The organism is Flavobacterium sp. 245, assembly GCF_004362055.1.
Lineage (GTDB): Bacteria > Bacteroidota > Bacteroidia > Flavobacteriales > Flavobacteriaceae > Flavobacterium.
This window is the reverse complement of the sequence record NZ_SNXB01000001.1, coordinates 470,380-486,188: the sequence shown is the minus strand read 5'-3', so window position 1 is coordinate 486,188 and position 15,809 is coordinate 470,380. Positions and strand designations below refer to the sequence as shown.

General features: G+C 33.1%; 17 protein-coding genes. 6 read left to right on the top strand and 11 right to left on the bottom strand.

The annotated features are described in order from the left end of the window. Positions 1-33 precede the first annotated feature (33 nt). From EV145_RS02030 to EV145_RS02010, 5 genes are all read right to left on the bottom strand, one after another. Entirely contained in the window at positions 34-543 is a 510-nt protein-coding gene (locus EV145_RS02030; RefSeq protein WP_133523564.1) for a DUF2480 family protein, read from the bottom strand. An 80-nt stretch (positions 544-623) separates the two neighbouring features. Beyond that, the gene (locus tag EV145_RS02025) at positions 624-947 is read right to left on the bottom strand and encodes an SUF system Fe-S cluster assembly protein (RefSeq protein ID WP_017494560.1); all 324 of its coding nucleotides are present in this window, start codon (positions 945-947) and stop codon (positions 624-626) included. Between the two features lie 133 nt (positions 948-1,080). Continuing rightward, positions 1,081-1,506, bottom strand: a complete 426-nt coding sequence (locus EV145_RS02020; protein ID WP_026727159.1) for a SufE family protein — start codon at positions 1,504-1,506, stop codon at positions 1,081-1,083. Between the two features lie 2 nt (positions 1,507-1,508). Beyond that, a complete protein-coding gene (locus EV145_RS02015; RefSeq protein WP_133523563.1) occupies positions 1,509-1,934 on the bottom strand; it encodes a hypothetical protein in 426 nt (141 codons plus the stop codon). 12 nt (positions 1,935-1,946) lie between these two features. After that, positions 1,947-3,161, bottom strand: coding sequence for an aminotransferase class V-fold PLP-dependent enzyme (locus EV145_RS02010; protein WP_133523562.1), 1,215 nt, complete (start codon positions 3,159-3,161; stop codon positions 1,947-1,949). A 221-nt stretch (positions 3,162-3,382) separates the two neighbouring features. On the opposite strand from EV145_RS02010, the gene EV145_RS02005 reads away from it, so the two are divergent. Continuing rightward, on the top strand, positions 3,383-4,732 hold the full coding sequence (locus tag EV145_RS02005; protein ID WP_133523561.1) for a serine hydrolase domain-containing protein: 1,350 nt from the start codon (positions 3,383-3,385) through the stop codon (positions 4,730-4,732). A gap of 55 nt (positions 4,733-4,787) precedes the next feature. After that, complete coding sequence (locus EV145_RS02000) at positions 4,788-5,333, top strand: hypothetical protein (RefSeq protein WP_133523560.1); 546 nt, start codon at positions 4,788-4,790, stop codon at positions 5,331-5,333. A 140-nt stretch (positions 5,334-5,473) separates the two neighbouring features. Here the strand turns inward: EV145_RS02000 and sufD are convergent, their stop codons facing one another. The 6 genes from sufD to EV145_RS01970 form a co-directional block, all read right to left on the bottom strand. Continuing rightward, a complete protein-coding gene (gene sufD, locus EV145_RS01995) occupies positions 5,474-6,790 on the bottom strand; it encodes a Fe-S cluster assembly protein SufD (RefSeq protein ID WP_133523559.1) in 1,317 nt (438 codons plus the stop codon). Positions 6,791-6,895: 105 nt separating this feature from the next. Continuing rightward, positions 6,896-7,285, bottom strand: coding sequence for a four helix bundle protein (locus EV145_RS01990; protein ID WP_133523558.1), 390 nt, complete (start codon positions 7,283-7,285; stop codon positions 6,896-6,898). 87 nt (positions 7,286-7,372) lie between these two features. After that, complete coding sequence (sufC, locus tag EV145_RS01985) at positions 7,373-8,119, bottom strand: Fe-S cluster assembly ATPase SufC (RefSeq protein ID WP_056206919.1); 747 nt, start codon at positions 8,117-8,119, stop codon at positions 7,373-7,375. Between the two features lie 13 nt (positions 8,120-8,132). Beyond that, positions 8,133-8,621, bottom strand: coding sequence for a flavodoxin family protein (locus EV145_RS01980; protein WP_072970166.1), 489 nt, complete (start codon positions 8,619-8,621; stop codon positions 8,133-8,135). A gap of 7 nt (positions 8,622-8,628) precedes the next feature. Then, a complete protein-coding gene (gene sufB / locus EV145_RS01975; RefSeq protein ID WP_133523557.1) occupies positions 8,629-10,077 on the bottom strand; it encodes a Fe-S cluster assembly protein SufB in 1,449 nt (482 codons plus the stop codon). A gap of 86 nt (positions 10,078-10,163) precedes the next feature. Continuing rightward, a complete protein-coding gene (locus EV145_RS01970; RefSeq protein ID WP_026982558.1) occupies positions 10,164-10,493 on the bottom strand; it encodes a HesB/IscA family protein in 330 nt (109 codons plus the stop codon). A gap of 363 nt (positions 10,494-10,856) precedes the next feature. On the opposite strand from EV145_RS01970, the gene EV145_RS01965 reads away from it, so the two are divergent. The 4 genes from EV145_RS01965 to EV145_RS01950 all read left to right on the top strand — a co-directional run bounded on the left by EV145_RS01965 (position 10,857) and on the right by EV145_RS01950 (position 15,806). Continuing rightward, positions 10,857-11,777 (top strand): hypothetical protein, encoded by a 921-nt coding sequence (locus tag EV145_RS01965; RefSeq protein WP_133523556.1) that lies wholly within the window; start codon positions 10,857-10,859, stop codon positions 11,775-11,777. Between the two features lie 82 nt (positions 11,778-11,859). Next, on the top strand, positions 11,860-12,717 hold the full coding sequence (locus EV145_RS01960; protein ID WP_133523555.1) for an MBL fold metallo-hydrolase: 858 nt from the start codon (positions 11,860-11,862) through the stop codon (positions 12,715-12,717). Between the two features lie 287 nt (positions 12,718-13,004). Next, positions 13,005-14,159, top strand: a complete 1,155-nt coding sequence (locus EV145_RS01955; RefSeq protein WP_133523554.1) for a hypothetical protein — start codon at positions 13,005-13,007, stop codon at positions 14,157-14,159. Between the two features lie 6 nt (positions 14,160-14,165). Beyond that, positions 14,166-15,806 (top strand): hypothetical protein, encoded by a 1,641-nt coding sequence (locus EV145_RS01950; protein WP_133523553.1) that lies wholly within the window; start codon positions 14,166-14,168, stop codon positions 15,804-15,806. Positions 15,807-15,809 lie beyond the last annotated feature (3 nt).

Genomic DNA, 15,809 nt, shown 5'->3' with positions numbered 1-15,809 from the left:
AAAGCTTAAGTGTTAATTGGTTGTAAAAGCGAGTTATTTCTTAGATTCTTTGTATAAAGGTACTGCAGAGCATGCTTCGCCATACATTATGCTTCTTGCAAACGGCTGTAAATAGGTTGTTGCTAAGATATAAGCACGCATTGGAACTGGTTTTCTTGAACATCCTTTTACAATTACAGGTTTGCTTTTGTAAACAGAATAGTCAAGTTTGCTTAAGATTTCTTCGTATAAACTTCCGTCCAAATCTTCAATAGTTCCGTTGACCACTTTTTTTGCATAAGGCGCTAAATGAACACTTACTAAAATTAATGCCCAAGCCGGAACAATTGCATCTGTACTACAATTTACTGCTACATATTGATCTTGGTATTGCGACCAATCGTGATTTTTAAGATGTTCTCTAAAGTCTTTTTCTTTCAATAAAAATCCTTCCAAAAGCCATTGCGAAATGTCAATCTGCACACGCATTCCTTTTGGATAATAATCTTCAAGATCAAAAACTTCTAAAGCGCTATTGGCAACTTTATTGATGATTTCTTCCATAATGAAGTCTTAAAGTCGAATGTCAAAAGTCATAAAGTCTTTACCTGAAGACTTTATGACTTTTGACTTTATGACTAATTTTAAAGCATTCCTAATTCTAATTTTGCTTCTTCGCTCATTAAATCTTTGCTCCAAGGCGGATCGAAAGTAATTTCAACATCAACATCTTTAATGTTTTCAATTGTTTTTACTTTTTCTTCAACTTCTCTTGGCAAGCTTTCCGCAACTGGGCAGTTTGGAGATGTTAATGTCATTAAGATTTTTACTTCGTAATCAGTATTTACCATTACGTCGTAAATTAATCCTAACTCATAAATATCAACAGGAATCTCCGGATCGTAAATTCCTTTTAAAACTTTTACAATTGATTCTCCTAATTCGTTTGTGTCAATTTCTTGTTCCATTGTTATTTTTTGTTTTTACCATTAAGACATTAAGAAAATTAAGTTTTGCAGTATGCTTAATTCTCTTTTAACTACCAAGAAAATTAAGCTTAGTACTTTATGAACCTTAATGTCTTAATGGTTTAAAATTTTTTTAATTTTTGTTTTTTGCATCAAAAGCTAAAGCGTACATTTTGATGTTTTTGATCATCGAAACCAAACCGTTGGCACGTGTTGCTGATAAATGTTCTTTTAACCCAATTTCATCTATAAAATCAGTATCAGCATTTATAATGTCTGATGCTTTTTGGTTGGAGAAAGCACGAATTAAAATCGCGATTATTCCTTTTGTCAAAATAGCATCGCTGTCTGCTGTGAAAACAATTTTATCATCGTTTTGTTCACCTTGCAACCAAACTTTCGATTGGCAACCTTTGATTAAATTCTCGTCGGTTTTGTACTCTTCTTTAATTAACGGAAGACTTTTTCCTAGTTCGATGATGTATTCATAACGTTGCATCCAGTCGTCGAACATTGAGAATTCGTCTATTATTTCGTTTTGTATCTCTTTAATTGTCATAATTATTCTTTAGCAAAATCAACTAGCAAATTTACCAATTTTTCTATTTCCTTGGGAGGAAAACCATTGTCAAAACCTGCAGTTTCGTAGGTCTTTTGATTTTGAGTTATTTTTAAATTTCCAATTGCGGCGCCATCATAAAATCGCTTTTCAGTTGGTGCTTTTAAGGTTGGAATGCTTTCTAATTTTATTTTTGAAAACGCTGTTACAATCTGTTTCCATTTTGCATCGGTGATTTTCTTTTCTATCGGCTGTGCGTCTCTGCCATTGATAACTGAAACTGTTTTATTCTGAACAACGATCTTTTTGTAGACTCCTCTCGAAACCGCAGAATATTCCATTTGTGTTGTTGTCATATCAGCAAGTTTTTGGCTTGAACAGCCTGTTCCGAAGAAAATTGTCAGGAGTAATAAAGATAGTATTCTCATAAAATGTATTTTTTAGCTTAACATGGTTTTTGCTTTTTTCACTGCCTCAACCATTGCATCAATTTCTTCTTTAGTATTGTAAAAAGAGAAAGAAGCACGAATGGTTCCCGGAATACAGAAGAAATTCATGATGGGTTGTGCACAATGGTGACCAGTACGAACGGCGATTCCTAATTTATCGATAATAGAACCAACGTCGTAAGGATGAATTCCATCAATATTAAACGAAACCACAGAAGCTTTATTTTTTCCGGTTCCGTAAATTTTAAGGCCTTCAATCTCTAATAAACGTTTTGTAGCATGTTCTAATAATTCGTTTTCGTATTGCTGAATATTCTCAAAACCAATATTGTTTAAATAATCAATTGCAGTTCCTAAAACAATTCCACCAGCGATATTTGGAGTTCCGGCCTCGAATTTATGAGGAAGATCAGCATAAGTCGTTTTTTCGAAAGTCACTTCTTTGATCATTTCGCCACCGCCTTGATAAGGAGGAAGTTTGTTTAACCACTCTTCTTTTCCGTATAGAATTCCGGTTCCGGTTGGGCCACACATTTTATGACCTGAAAAAGCATAAAAATCGCAATCTAATTCCTGAACGTTCGGTTTTAAATGCGGAACAGCCTGTGCGCCATCAATTAAAACGGCAGCTCCAACAGCATGTGCTTTATCAATAATATATTTTATAGGATTGATGATTCCCAATGCGTTCGAAATATGATTTACGGTAACGACTTTGGTTTTTTCTGATAACAAAGCATCAAAAGCTTCCATAATCAATTCGCCGTCTTCGTTCATCGGAATCACTTTTAAAGTTGCTCCCGTTTTTTCGCATAACATTTGCCACGGCACAATATTACTGTGGTGTTCTAAGGACGAAACAATTACTTCATCGCCCGGTTTCAAAATTGAAGCAAAACCGTTAGTCACTAAATTAATTCCGTGTGTTGTTCCTGAAGTAAAAAGTACTTCGTGAGCAAATTTTGCATTAATATGTTGTTGCACTTTACCACGAGAAATCTCGTAAGCATCAGTAGCTAATTGACTTAAAGTGTGAACACCTCTATGAATGTTGGCGTTTATTTCCTGATAATATTTCACTTCAGCATCGATCACAATTTGTGGCTTTTGCGAAGTCGCTCCGTTATCGAAATATACCAATGGTTTTCCGTTTACTTTTTGTGAAAGTATCGGAAATTCAGCTCTTATTTTTTGGATATCTAGCATGTCTTATTTAGAAAAATTCTATCTACAAAAGTACTAAAACTAAATTGGTTTCCCCATGAAAACTATAATTTCCTTTTATGGCGCCATCAGCGAGAGGTTTAAATGTCGATTCCGTAAAATTAGATTTGATTTTATAAATTATATGAAACGGAAATCTAAATTCGATCATAATATCGTGATCATAAATTAATTATATTGCATTAAAAATAGCTGACATCATTATGAAAAAATTTCTCAAAGTACTTCTGCTTGTTTTGGTTCTTGCCTTTTTGTATTTCGGATTTACCACTTATCCCAAACTTGATTTGATTTCCGGTTTCTCAGCCAAAAGTGTAGCTTCCGGACATTTTATGGATAACAGATCGTTAGACTTGATTCAGAAAACGGACAATGATATCGATATGATTGATTTGGCTAAAAATTCAATTGATGATGCCGGTAAGTTTGCAACAGCTTCTGTTTATGGTTTAAAAGAAAGAAAAGCGATTTATCGCGAAGGTTTGGGTGCAACTTTGATCAATGATGATTTTGATGTTTCAAAACCGTATTTGCTTCCGAAAAGAACAAAATTGGTTAACAATCTTCCGTTTCCTTACGGGAATAATGAACCAAAAGATACTACGTTTTCAAATGTTGATTACGCTAAACTGAAAAGCGCTGTTGATAATTCATTTGATAAAAATGGAGGAAAAGCAAAGAGAACGCGTGCTGTTGTAGTTTTATATAAAGATAAATTGATCGCTGAGAAATATGATACCGGTTTCAATAAAGACAGTAAAATTTTGGGTTGGTCGATGACAAAAAGTATCACTAGTTCTGCCTTTGGAGTTTTAGCCAAACAAGGAAAAATTGATATTTATAAACCGGCTCCAATTGCAGAATGGCAAAATGATGATCGTAAAATTATCACGATTAATGATTTACTTCATATGAATTCTGGTTTAGAATGGGAAGAGAATTACAGCACGATTTGCGATGCTACAAAAATGCTTTTTCAGGCAGAAGATATGGGAAAAGTGCAAATGGATAAACCAGCACAATTTAAACCCAACACACATTGGAATTACTCCTCTGGAACAACCAATTTATTATCCCGAATATTAAGAAACCAGTTTAAAACACAACAAGAATATTTGGACTTTTGGTACGGCGCTGTAATCGACAAAATCGGAATGAAATCTATGATTGTGGAACAAGATATGTCAGGAACTTTTGTTGGTTCCTCTTACGGATGGGCGACACCAAGAGACTGGTCAAAATTTGGATTATTATACCTTCACAAAGGAAATTGGAACGGAGAACAAATCTTAGATGAAAGCTGGGTAAAATATACGGCAACACCAACCAATACTTCTGAAGGAAAATACGGAGCACAGTTTTGGTTAAACGCCGGAGGAAAATTCCCGGATGTACCTCGCGATATGTTTTACTGCAGTGGTTACCAAGGGCAAATGGTGGCGATTATTCCGTCTTTAGATATGGTAATTGTGAGAATGGGAGTGAAGGAAGAAGAGCCTGGATTTGATTTTAATGGGTTTTTGAAGGGGATAATTTCTTCTATAAAAAAATAGTTTCATTTCTAAAAACATAGGAATTAGATTACTATTTTTACCGAAATATTATTTTATGTCTGAATACAAAAGACCTCGAATTAAAAAAATTTCGGAAATTATAATTGATGAGGATGCTTATATTGAAAACGCATGTTCAAAAAACGCAAAAAAGATTAATGATATATCTGAAAATATAATTACAGAATTTTGGATCGATAAACATTATTCTATCAGAGATCAACATGGAGATGATTTTGGAAAGAGAGAAGGTATTGATATAAAAACGGTAGAGGATGTTGTAAATAGATCGTTTAAAATATTGAAGTATTTTAATTTCAAGAATGGAAAGTTTCAGTTTGTAAATTTCCCACCTAAAAAAATTAGACCAATAAGAATAGTTTTAAAACAAATTTTTGAAGAGAATGAAACTTTAAATATTATTGCTGAGTATAATTTTATTGAACTTAATTTATATGAAGTGACAGTTATTACAGCTTTAAGAAAAGAAAATTTTACTTTATCAGATGGTCAATATGGAATTGTTTTTGATTTCGATAAAATCAAATTAATGTTTAAAGTGAGAGGAAATGAGATTTTGATAGATGAATATATTTATTAAATGAATAAAAATATTACCTTTGTATAAAGAGCAGGATAATACTCTGGGAAGTCTAATAGACAGGACAAAAATCTGGGAAGCTCTTTTTACAAAATAAAAAAACCACTCTTTTGAGTGGTTTTTTTGTATTTATCAATTTTCTACAAATCAAATCCTAAATTCACGCCCAATTTCATGGCAATGATTTTAGTAATTCTTTGTTTTAATTCCGGTATTTTGATGCTTTCGATAACGGCATTTGAGAATGCGTACATCAATAAAGCTTTAGCTTCTTTTTTAGGAATACCACGAGATTGCATGTAGAACATTGCTGTTTCATCAAGTTGTCCAACAGTACAACCGTGCGAACATTTTACGTCATCTGCAAAAATTTCTAATTGTGGTTTTGCGTTGATAGTGGCTTTGTCGCTCAATAAAATATTGTTGCTTTTTTGGAAAGCATTTGTTTTTTGAGCTTCTTTTTCTACCAAAACTTTTCCGTTGAAAACTCCAGTCGAACGATCAGAGAAAATTCCTTTATAATCCTGAAAACTTTCGCAATTTGGCGTTGCATGGTTTACCAAAGTATAATGATCAACGTGTTGTTTTTCGCCAATAATCGTAATTCCGTTTAACGTACTTGTCAATCTTTCTCCAAAATGATAAAAGTTCAAATTGTTACGAGTCAGATTTCCTCCAAACGAGAAGGTATGTACGTAAACATGACTTTCTTGTTGTTGTGAAACGTAAGTGTTGTCAATTAAATTCGCTTCAAGATTGTCGTTTTGGATTTTGTAGTGATCTACAATCGCACGTTTTTGAGCAAAAATCTCTGTAACCGAATTGGTTAAAACCGGATTTTCATTCAAGCTTTGGTGGCGTTCGATAATTTGAACATGTGAATTTTCTCCAACAATAATCAAATTTCGTGGTTGAACTAACAAGGCAGATTCATTTCCTGTTGAGAAATACATGATCTCAATAGGTTTGTCAGCCACTTTCTTTTGCGGAATATTGATAAAAGCTCCTTCGCTTGCAAAAGCAGTATTCAACGAAGTCAAGCTTTCGTCTTTACTTGCAATTTGGTTGAAGTATTTATCGATTACCATTTTATATTTTGGTTTGGTCAATGCCGAAGACATCAAACAAACATCTATTCCGTCATGTGTTGTAGAAGACAAATGCGAGCTGAAAACCCCATCGATAAACACCAATTTATAAGTGTCGATTTCGTGTAAAAAGTATTTTTTTACGTGGTTAAATTCAATTGCATTTTCCTGCTTTGGAAAAACCGTAAAGTCATTTTTTAGGATGGCGTTTAAGGATGTATATTTCCAAGCTTCTTCTTTTTTGGTTGGGAAACCTTTATTTTCGAAGTTTTTTAGGGCATTTGTGCGAATGTCATGCAAATCTGAATGTACATCGACACGCTCTTCAAAAGCCATAAAAGACGATACTAATTTTTCTTTTAAATCCATTGTTCTTTTGTTTCCTTCGGTGTTTCAGGTTTCAAGTTTCAGGTTGCCCGTTGTGACTTAATTCCTTTGAATCCGTATTGTTTCAGGTTTAATGTTTCAGGTTTTTTACTGAAACTTATTTCCTTTGAAATCTTTTTTATTGAGATAAGTGATAAAGTTTTTTATTTTACCGCTTAAATTTTCATAATCTGTTTTTAAAACTTCGAATTTTTGTTCTGAAATATATTCAAAATCAAAAACCCGATATAGCTGAGATCTTGTTTCTCCGGCTGAACCTTTTGCGATTGATAAAAATTGTCGAAACTCTAAATTTCCATCTCTTTCAAAACCTTCAGCGATATTATCCATTACTGAACGAGAAGAATCCTTTATTTGATTTTTAAATCTGAGATCTGATCTTAACTCTGTTTGAACTGCAATAAGATGAATTTCTTTTGCTAATCGTCGAGCTTCTTTCCAAATTTCTAAATCTTCAAATCGAGTTATTGTTGCCATAATTTCCGCCTTTATAATTTTAAGTTTAAACTTACAAAATGTAGTTTAACTTGAAACTAAAAAAACTTGAAACCTGAAACAAAAATTTTAATTCTCTGCTTTAATCCAGTCGTATCCTTTTTCTTCCAATTCGTAAGCCAATTCTTTTCCTCCTGATTTTACGATTCTTCCGTTGTATAGAACGTGAACGAAATCCGGAACGATATAATCTAACAAACGTTGGTAGTGTGTGATTACGATAATTGCGTTTTTCTCGCTTTTTAATTTGTTAACTCCGTTAGCCACAATTCTTAAAGCATCGATATCAAGACCAGAATCGGTTTCGTCAAGGATAGCTAATTTTGGTTCTAACATTGCCATTTGAAAAATCTCGTTTCTTTTTTTCTCTCCTCCGGAAAAACCTTCGTTTAAAGAACGAGATAAAAATTTACGATCGATTTCTAATAATTCTGATTTCTCACGAATTACTTTTAGCATTTCGTTAGCCGGCATTTCTTCTTGTCCGTTTGCTTTACGAGTTTCGTTGATTGCAGTTTTCATAAAGTTAGTTACACTAACTCCAGGGATTTCTACAGGATATTGAAACGAAAGGAAAACTCCTTTATGCGCTCTTTCTTCTGGAGCAAGATCAGCAAGATCTTCTCCGTCAAGGAAAACTTCTCCATCAGTAACTTCGTAGTTTTCGTTTCCTGCGATAACTGCAGAAAGTGTACTTTTTCCAGAACCGTTTGGTCCCATGATAGCGTGTACTTCGCCAGCTTTAACTTCTATATTAATTCCTTTAAGGATTTCTTTATCACCAATTCCGGCGTGAAGGTTTTTTATTGATAACATTGTTTTTTTATTTTTATATAAATGTCAATTCTATTTTTGTTGTTTGGTTTAGGATGTTGGCATTAAAATGCGCGTGTCCTAAATATTCCATGCCTAAATAATCGGCTGTTTTTTTGAACGGAATGTAAAAACTCTCTTCAATTTCGTTGTCGTGTGAATTTGATATCACACCAATTTTCTTCCCTCTAAGCTTTCGTCCGGTTTCTTTTTCAATTCGGATTAAATCCGAAAAACGATCAAAGAAAACCTTCATAATTCCACTCATATTATACCAATATATCGGCGTTGCAAAAATTAAAGTATCGTACTCTTCGAGTATTCTTCTTATTAAAGGCAGAAAATCATCTTCTCTGTTTTTGCTTTCGTAATCGTAATGAGAAATATTATAATCACTTAGGTCAATCACATCAATTCCCGATTCCTTTGCAATTTCATCGACAATTTTTGTTGTGTTTCCGTTTTTTCTGGCAGAACCTAAAATGATGACTTTTTTGCTTTCCATCTTTCAATTATCCAACAGATCCTTCTAAAGAAATCTCTAATAATTTTTGAGCTTCAACAGCAAATTCCATTGGTAATTTGTTCAATACATCTTTACTGAAACCGTTTACAATTAAGGCAATCGCTTTTTCTGTCGGTATACCTCTTTGGTTGCAATAAAAAACCTGATCTTCTCCAATTTTACTTGTAGTTGCTTCGTGCTCGATTTTAGCCGATGGATTTTTACTTTCGATATACGGGAAAGTATGCGCTCCACAATTGTTACCCATTAAAAGAGAATCGCATTGTGAAAAGTTTCTTGCATTCTCAGCTCTTGGGCTAATTTGCACTAATCCACGGTAACTGTTTTGTGATTTACCAGCAGAAATACCTTTAGAAATAATAGTCGATTTAGTGTTCTTACCTAAATGGATCATTTTAGTTCCGGTATCTGCCTGTTGGTAATTATTGGTAACGGCAATAGAATAAAATTCTCCCACCGAATTGTCTCCTTTTAATACACAAGAAGGATATTTCCAGGTTACAGCAGAACCTGTTTCAACTTGTGTCCATGAAATTTTAGCGTTTGTTTCGCATAAACCTCTTTTGGTTACGAAGTTGTAAACGCCACCTTTTCCTTCTTTGTTTCCTGGGAACCAGTTTTGAACGGTAGAATATTTAATTTCTGCATCATCCAAAGCGATTAATTCAACCACCGCAGCGTGCAATTGATTTTCGTCACGGCTTGGTGCAGTACATCCTTCAAGGTATGAAACGTAACTTCCAGCATCAGCAATAACAAGTGTTCTTTCGAATTGTCCTGTTCCTGCCTGATTGATTCTGAAATACGTTGAAAGTTCCATTGGGCAACGAACGCCTTTTGGAATATAACAGAAACTTCCGTCAGAGAAAACTGCTGAGTTTAATGCTGCGTAGAAGTTGTCTTTTTGAGGTACAACAGTTCCTAAATATTTTTTTACTAATTCTGGATGCTCTTTGATAGCTTCAGAAATCGGGCAGAAAATAATTCCTTTTTCTCCCAATGTTTTCTTGAAAGTTGTTGCAACAGAAACAGAATCGACAACAATATCCATAGCGACATTGTTCATCATTTTTTGTTCGTCAACAGAGATTCCAAGTTTTTTGTACATCTCTAATAATTCAGGATCTACATCATCCAAAGTTTTGTTTGGATCTACTTGTTTTGGAGCTGAGTAATAAGAAATGGCTTGGAAATCTGGTTTTTCGTAACGAACATTAGCCCATTCTGGCTCGATCATTTCTTTCCAGGCACGAAAAGCTTCAATGCGCCATTCGGTCATCCATTCTGGCTCTTCTTTTTTAAGAGAAATAGCTCTTACGATATCTTCGTTTAAGCCAATAGGAAACGTCTCCGATTCTATATCAGTATAAAATCCGTATTCGTATTCTTTAGTTTCGAGTTCGATTTTTAAATCGTCTTCTGTGTATTTGCTCATTATTTTTTTATTGTCTTAAAGTTTTAAAGTCCAAAGTTGGAAAGTCAATCAGAAGTCTTTAAGACTTTCTGACTTTCGGCTTTTGACTACAGAGAGAATGATTCTCCGCAACCACAAGTTCTGCTTGCATTTGGATTATTGAATACAAATCCTTTTCCGTTTAATCCTCCAGAGAATTCTAGAATTGTTCCGGCTAAATAAAGGAATGATTTTTTTTCAACTGCAATTGTTATGTCGTTGTCTACAAATATTTTATCGTCTTCGCCTTTGGTTTTGTCAAATTTTAAATCATACGACAAACCAGAGCATCCGCCACTTTTCACACCTACACGTACGTAGTCATGTGCGGCATCAAAACCATCATCACTCATCAAGTCGATGATTTTCTTTTTGGCTGTATCAGAAACTTTTATCATTGTTTATGGTATTTAATTTTCTTTCATTTTTAAATCGCAATCAAAATCGTAATCAAATTATTACATTTTTAAAATGCTGTGTTTCAATGTTCAAATGAAATTGTCTGCAAAGATACGACTTAAAAACCTTTTTCCATAACGGTTCACATTATTATAACAAATGTTAAAATAGATAGAAGTTATTTTATGTTTTAAAATTCTTCTTGAAGTGGCGTGATTGGTAGATAAATAAAAAGAAACTTACAAAAGCTTAATTTGTTCGTTATTAAATGCTAAGAGTTTTAAAAAAGAGTTAAAATCCCGTATATTTACCTGTTTGTAGTTGTAAATTTATGGTATTTTTGCAGAAAATTATGAGTAATTATGAAGAAAAATTACAAAGATAGCTGGATAAAAGCACTTTTTGCAGTAATTTTTATTTTTGGTATAGGTGCTACATATTTGATTTTCAGCAACGAGCCAAATAACATTATTGAACAGCCATCGGCAAGCAGATTAGAAATTACTGGTCCTGCCTCAGAGTATACTGATCAGGAAAACATATTAGATTCGTTAAATAATTTGAAATTAGCTTATGATGTCGCTATTTTCGAAAAAACTGCGCTTTCTCAAGAATTAGAATTTGAAAAAAAGAATATTGAGAATTTGATGGAAATTATAAAAGCTTCTAAAAATCCATCGAACGAACAAATTAAAATTTATCGTAAACAGCTTTCAGATTTGAAAATAACGCTGGATACAAAAATTGCTGAGATCAAAAAATTAAAATCTCAGAATAAAAATCTGTTAAACGAAATTGAAAGCCAGAATGTTGTCATGTATAAGCAAAAGGCTGAAAATGATACTTTAATTTCGAAACAGAAAAAATTGGAATCTACATTAAAAGATGCTTCAAAACTTTCTTTAGGAAATTTTAAAGTCACCGCTCTCAACGAAAAAAGTTCTGGAAAAGAACAGGAAACTACCAAAGCAAAAAACACTGACAAGCTCAAAATTAGCTTTTCTGTTAACGGAAATTCTGTTGCAAAAACAGGAAAAAGAGTATATTACGTTCAGGTTTTAGATCAAAAAAACACGGTTTTAGGGGAGAATAAATTAATAGAATTTGGCAATGATAAGGCTTTAGTTTACAGTTTTTTAGTTGGTGTAGATTACCAAGGAAAAATGGCTAATGTTTATGGTGTTTTAAATAATGAGCTGGCCAAGTTTAAAAAAGGAACTTATTTTGTCAATTTCTTCGACAAACAAGAAATAATGGGCAGTTCGTCAATTACTTTAGAATAGCTTTTGTAAAAGTTTTAGAAGGAATTTTTAGTTTAAAGCAGCAGGAATTGCTAGCTTTGTTTGCTACTAGAAATTATTTTTTATGAAACTTTACCCAATAGAATCTGGAAATTTTAAGTTAGACGGAGGCGCTATGTTTGGCGTTGTTCCTAAAACAATCTGGAACAAAACCAATCCTGCCGATGCGAATAATTTAATTGATATTGCGGCCCGCTGTCTGCTGATTGAAGATGGAAACCGCCTTATTTTGATTGATACGGGAATGGGTGACAAGCAATCAGAGAAATTTTTTGGTTATTATTCACTTTGGGGTTCACATTCTATTGATAAATCGCTGGCAAAATATGGTTTTCACCGAGATGATGTAACAGATGTTTTTATGACGCACCTGCATTTTGATCATTGTGGAGGAAGTGTGCAGTGGAATTCGGATAAAACGGGTTATGAACCAGCTTTTAAAAATGCAAAATTCTGGACGAATGAAAATCATTGGGAATGGGCAACAAAACCCAATCTTCGTGAAAAAGCTTCTTTTTTGGCAGAAAATATATTGCCGATGCAGGAAAGCGGTCAATTGAATTTTGTTGAAAGACCCGAAAGCGGTTTTGGTTTTTCGAATGAATTAGGTTTTGATATTTTTTACGTTGACGGCCATACCGAAAAACAAATGATTCCGCATATTAAATATAAAGACAAAACAATTGTCTTTTGCGCTGATTTATTGGCGACAGCTGGGCATATTCCGCTTCCATATGTAATGGGTTATGACACGCGTCCGTTATTGACAATGCCCGAAAAAGCAAAATTACTGAACGTTGCAGCCGATCAGAATTATTATTTATTTTTAGAACATGATGCTCATAATCAAATTATAACTGTTGAGCATACTGAAAAAGGTGTTCGTTTGAAAGAGGTATTTACCTGCGAAGATATTCTTTAGCTCTTTTTTTATAAAATTTAGATTCCTGCTTTTTTTCAATAAAAGAGCAGGAATTTCTTTTAATTGTTAAATAAGAAAAATCTGCATCATTAAAACCGCAAAGTAGGTTTTTTAGCACTTATCAAGTTGTTAAAAATTAACAAAAATTTTTTTATACTATGCAGTATGTTAAAGTTTTGCAGTGTGTGAAATTTAACACAAAATTCTTCAGTTGATAGTCTCATAAAGTTGTTTTTTAGTAAAATAATGGATAGGTTTGTGGCTCAAAATTTATTAATACTTAACCTATGAAAAAAGCAATACTATTCGTTTTGTTCATGTCTTTTTTTGGTGTAAAAGCACAAAAAGTAGATTTGGATCGTTTTTATTTTAACGTGAATTATCAAATCCTTCCGAAAGAAGGTGTTCCTTATGAAAAAAGAACTTATTCTTCAACAGTAAAATGTGGAGGGGCGATACAATCTTACGTGGATCCGGCTACTCTTAATGATCAAATTCATATCGCTGGCTGGAAAAAAGTAGAGAGTGGCGGTACAGTACAAATTGAACTTAATCTAGAAGATTTTGTTGAAAAAGGCGCTACTCCAGGAATAAGAACTGACGAGAAAAGAGATAAAGATGGTAAGGTGATCAGCAGAAAAGATTACCATTTTGTTTCAGCAAAATATGCAACTAGAGGTTATGCTAAGGTAAAAGGACCAGTTACTCCAGTAGCTGTAGTTGCAAAGCCAGTTGAGCAGGCAAAACCAGCAGAAGCACCAGCAACTACAAACAGGTTTTTGAAAAATGCCGTAATCAAAAAAGATACAACTTCAGCATCAGTAGTTGCGGCAGCAACAGAAGGTTTTAATTTAAGCTTTAATGGAGAATTGGAGTATAAATCTCAAGAATATGATAATTCATCAGCTGCATTAAAAGATTTTTATATCAATAAAGGTGCTATTCGTGATCAAATGTTGAGAAGTTTTGCTGATAAATCAATGAGTACTTTCAATTCAAGTGTTAATTCAACTTATGGTTATAGAGCTAAAAGCGACAATGAAATTCTTTGGATTTTGGATGCTAAAAGTGATGAAGGAAAAACGCAAATTGAAGCAATTCAGGCTGTAAAAGCTTTATTTTCAACTATGAAAGCTGATGAGCCAATAGATGACTTGAAATCTAATATGCAACCTCTTATCGAATATTTTGATTCATTGAAAACAAAATATGCTGAGGAAAATAAACCATCTCGAAAAATGAGATATTCTGCTTATTATAATTTAGCGGTTATTTACTTAATGTTAGATCAGCCAGAAAAAGCTATTGTTGAATCTGAAAAATTAATCGAGAATGATTATGACAAAAGTGACGGAAAAGCAATAATTGAAAAAGCGAATAAATTAATTGCAAGTTTTAAAGCAGCAAAAACTAATACTACGCATAATCCAGTTCTTAAATAAAATACTATGAAAAAAATTATACAAGTTGTTTTATTATTAATGCTTACAGGTATAAATCAAATTGTTAGTGGTCAATCTACTGGCTGGTTTGGTAAAGCTACTATAAGCAATCCACTAAATTTAAGAGGTCCTGTACCTCCAACAAATCCTGAATATGGAAATTACAAATCATATGAAATGATTTTGAATCTTTCACCAGGTTTGGAAAGTAGTATGAATAACAAAAAAGCGCCTTACTCTTCAGAGAAGTTTTATGAAGCTTTTTCGATTTCAGGTTTGAAAAAACAAAAAGAAGGTGAGTTTAAAGTAAAATACAATTTGACTCGTTTTGAACTTGTAAACGATGAAGAATATGTACAGACTTACTACCAAAAAGCGCCAGCTTATTATATTGGTTTAGAGTCTAATTTGGAAATTACAGATAAAACTGGAAAAGTAATCTATAAAAGATATACAACTCCTAAAGTTTGTATGTATGTTACAAACCCAACAGAGACTTATGAGAATTTGACGTATAAAATCTTAACTGACAATTTCTACAGCATGATTGAAGAATTTGAAGGTTTCTATTTGTATGGACCAAAAATTACAAAGCTGAGATATTCTGATATTGAGAAAAAGAAAAAGTCAAAATCAACATTTAACATTGAAGAATACAATCAGTCGCTTCAGGTTATGCCAACTTTAGTTGATGTTGACAGAGAAAACTGGGCAGATTTATTTGGAGAAGCTCAAAAATTCTGGAAAGAGCTTGTGAATTTTCAAGATAAAAATGATGAAGATTTAGCAAAACAAATTAGATTCAGTGCTAACTACAACTTGGCGGCAACTTATATTCTTTTAGGAAATGTTGAAGAAGCTTCAAAATATTTACCTGGAGTAAAAGAAAATGAAAAAAGCTTTTTGGGTATGAGAAATGATTATCCATACATGTCAACTTTAGTTGAGGATATTGAAAAATACAAAAAACTTACTGAAAAATCATTTACTATCGAGGCAATACCTCAAGAACCAGTTTTGGCATCATACAAAAAAGCGGCTACAGCATTTAGATATGCAGAATTCCCAGGTGAAGTTTTGGATACAGATTCTAAAGTTTGGAAAGGTAAAGTTAGAGTTATCAGCGATTATCCTGAATTGGTAGATTTAAGAACAGAGCAAACGGTATCTGGATTAAGATCAATGATGGACGGAATTGGTTCTGAAAAAAGCAGTGTTTACATTTACATTGAAGGACAGAAAAAACCAGAAAGAACTAACTTGAAAAAAGTAGTTAATATTAAAGATGAAGAAGGAAGAATGTACATTGTAGGTAAAACCGGAAGAGGAGTTTCTGCAATTTCATTTGGAGACAAGCCAGAAACAAGTTCAAAAAGATATTCAATGTTTGAAGAAGTTAAAAAAGGCGGAAAAGTTTCTTTATATCATGAGTTCTTCCCACAAGACGCTTTTACTTTGAAAAAAGCAATCGAGGATGAGTTCTTTTCTCCTCCAATTTTCCTTGGAAGAAGAAAAGCATTAAAAGAATATTTCTCTGATTGTCCTAAAATGATCGAGAATATCGATAAAGGAGCATACGATTTTGAAAATAAAGATACTTATATCAAAATGTTTGACGACTACACTAAATTATGTGGTAACTCATAATTT

What these genes read in the sequence shown, in the direction of transcription:
- EV145_RS02030 (WP_133523564.1), bottom strand. Translation starts at nt 543, where the DNA reads ATGGAAGAAATCATCAATAAAGTTGCCAATAGCGCTTTAGAAGTTTTT.
- EV145_RS02025 (WP_017494560.1), bottom strand. Translation starts at nt 947, where the DNA reads ATGGAACAAGAAATTGACACAAACGAATTAGGAGAATCAATTGTAAAA.
- EV145_RS02020 (WP_026727159.1), bottom strand. Translation starts at nt 1,506, where the DNA reads ATGACAATTAAAGAGATACAAAACGAAATAATAGACGAATTCTCAATG.
- EV145_RS02015 (WP_133523563.1), bottom strand. Translation starts at nt 1,934, where the DNA reads ATGAGAATACTATCTTTATTACTCCTGACAATTTTCTTCGGAACAGGC.
- EV145_RS02010 (WP_133523562.1), bottom strand. Translation starts at nt 3,161, where the DNA reads ATGCTAGATATCCAAAAAATAAGAGCTGAATTTCCGATACTTTCACAA.
- EV145_RS02005 (WP_133523561.1), top strand. Translation starts at nt 3,383, where the DNA reads ATGAAAAAATTTCTCAAAGTACTTCTGCTTGTTTTGGTTCTTGCCTTT.
- EV145_RS02000 (WP_133523560.1), top strand. Translation starts at nt 4,788, where the DNA reads ATGTCTGAATACAAAAGACCTCGAATTAAAAAAATTTCGGAAATTATA.
- sufD (WP_133523559.1), bottom strand. Translation starts at nt 6,790, where the DNA reads ATGGATTTAAAAGAAAAATTAGTATCGTCTTTTATGGCTTTTGAAGAG.
- EV145_RS01990 (WP_133523558.1), bottom strand. Translation starts at nt 7,285, where the DNA reads ATGGCAACAATAACTCGATTTGAAGATTTAGAAATTTGGAAAGAAGCT.
- sufC (WP_056206919.1), bottom strand. Translation starts at nt 8,119, where the DNA reads ATGTTATCAATAAAAAACCTTCACGCCGGAATTGGTGATAAAGAAATC.
- EV145_RS01980 (WP_072970166.1), bottom strand. Translation starts at nt 8,621, where the DNA reads ATGGAAAGCAAAAAAGTCATCATTTTAGGTTCTGCCAGAAAAAACGGA.
- sufB (WP_133523557.1), bottom strand. Translation starts at nt 10,077, where the DNA reads ATGAGCAAATACACAGAAGACGATTTAAAAATCGAACTCGAAACTAAA.
- EV145_RS01970 (WP_026982558.1), bottom strand. Translation starts at nt 10,493, where the DNA reads ATGATAAAAGTTTCTGATACAGCCAAAAAGAAAATCATCGACTTGATG.
- EV145_RS01965 (WP_133523556.1), top strand. Translation starts at nt 10,857, where the DNA reads ATGAAGAAAAATTACAAAGATAGCTGGATAAAAGCACTTTTTGCAGTA.
- EV145_RS01960 (WP_133523555.1), top strand. Translation starts at nt 11,860, where the DNA reads ATGAAACTTTACCCAATAGAATCTGGAAATTTTAAGTTAGACGGAGGC.
- EV145_RS01955 (WP_133523554.1), top strand. Translation starts at nt 13,005, where the DNA reads ATGAAAAAAGCAATACTATTCGTTTTGTTCATGTCTTTTTTTGGTGTA.
- EV145_RS01950 (WP_133523553.1), top strand. Translation starts at nt 14,166, where the DNA reads ATGAAAAAAATTATACAAGTTGTTTTATTATTAATGCTTACAGGTATA.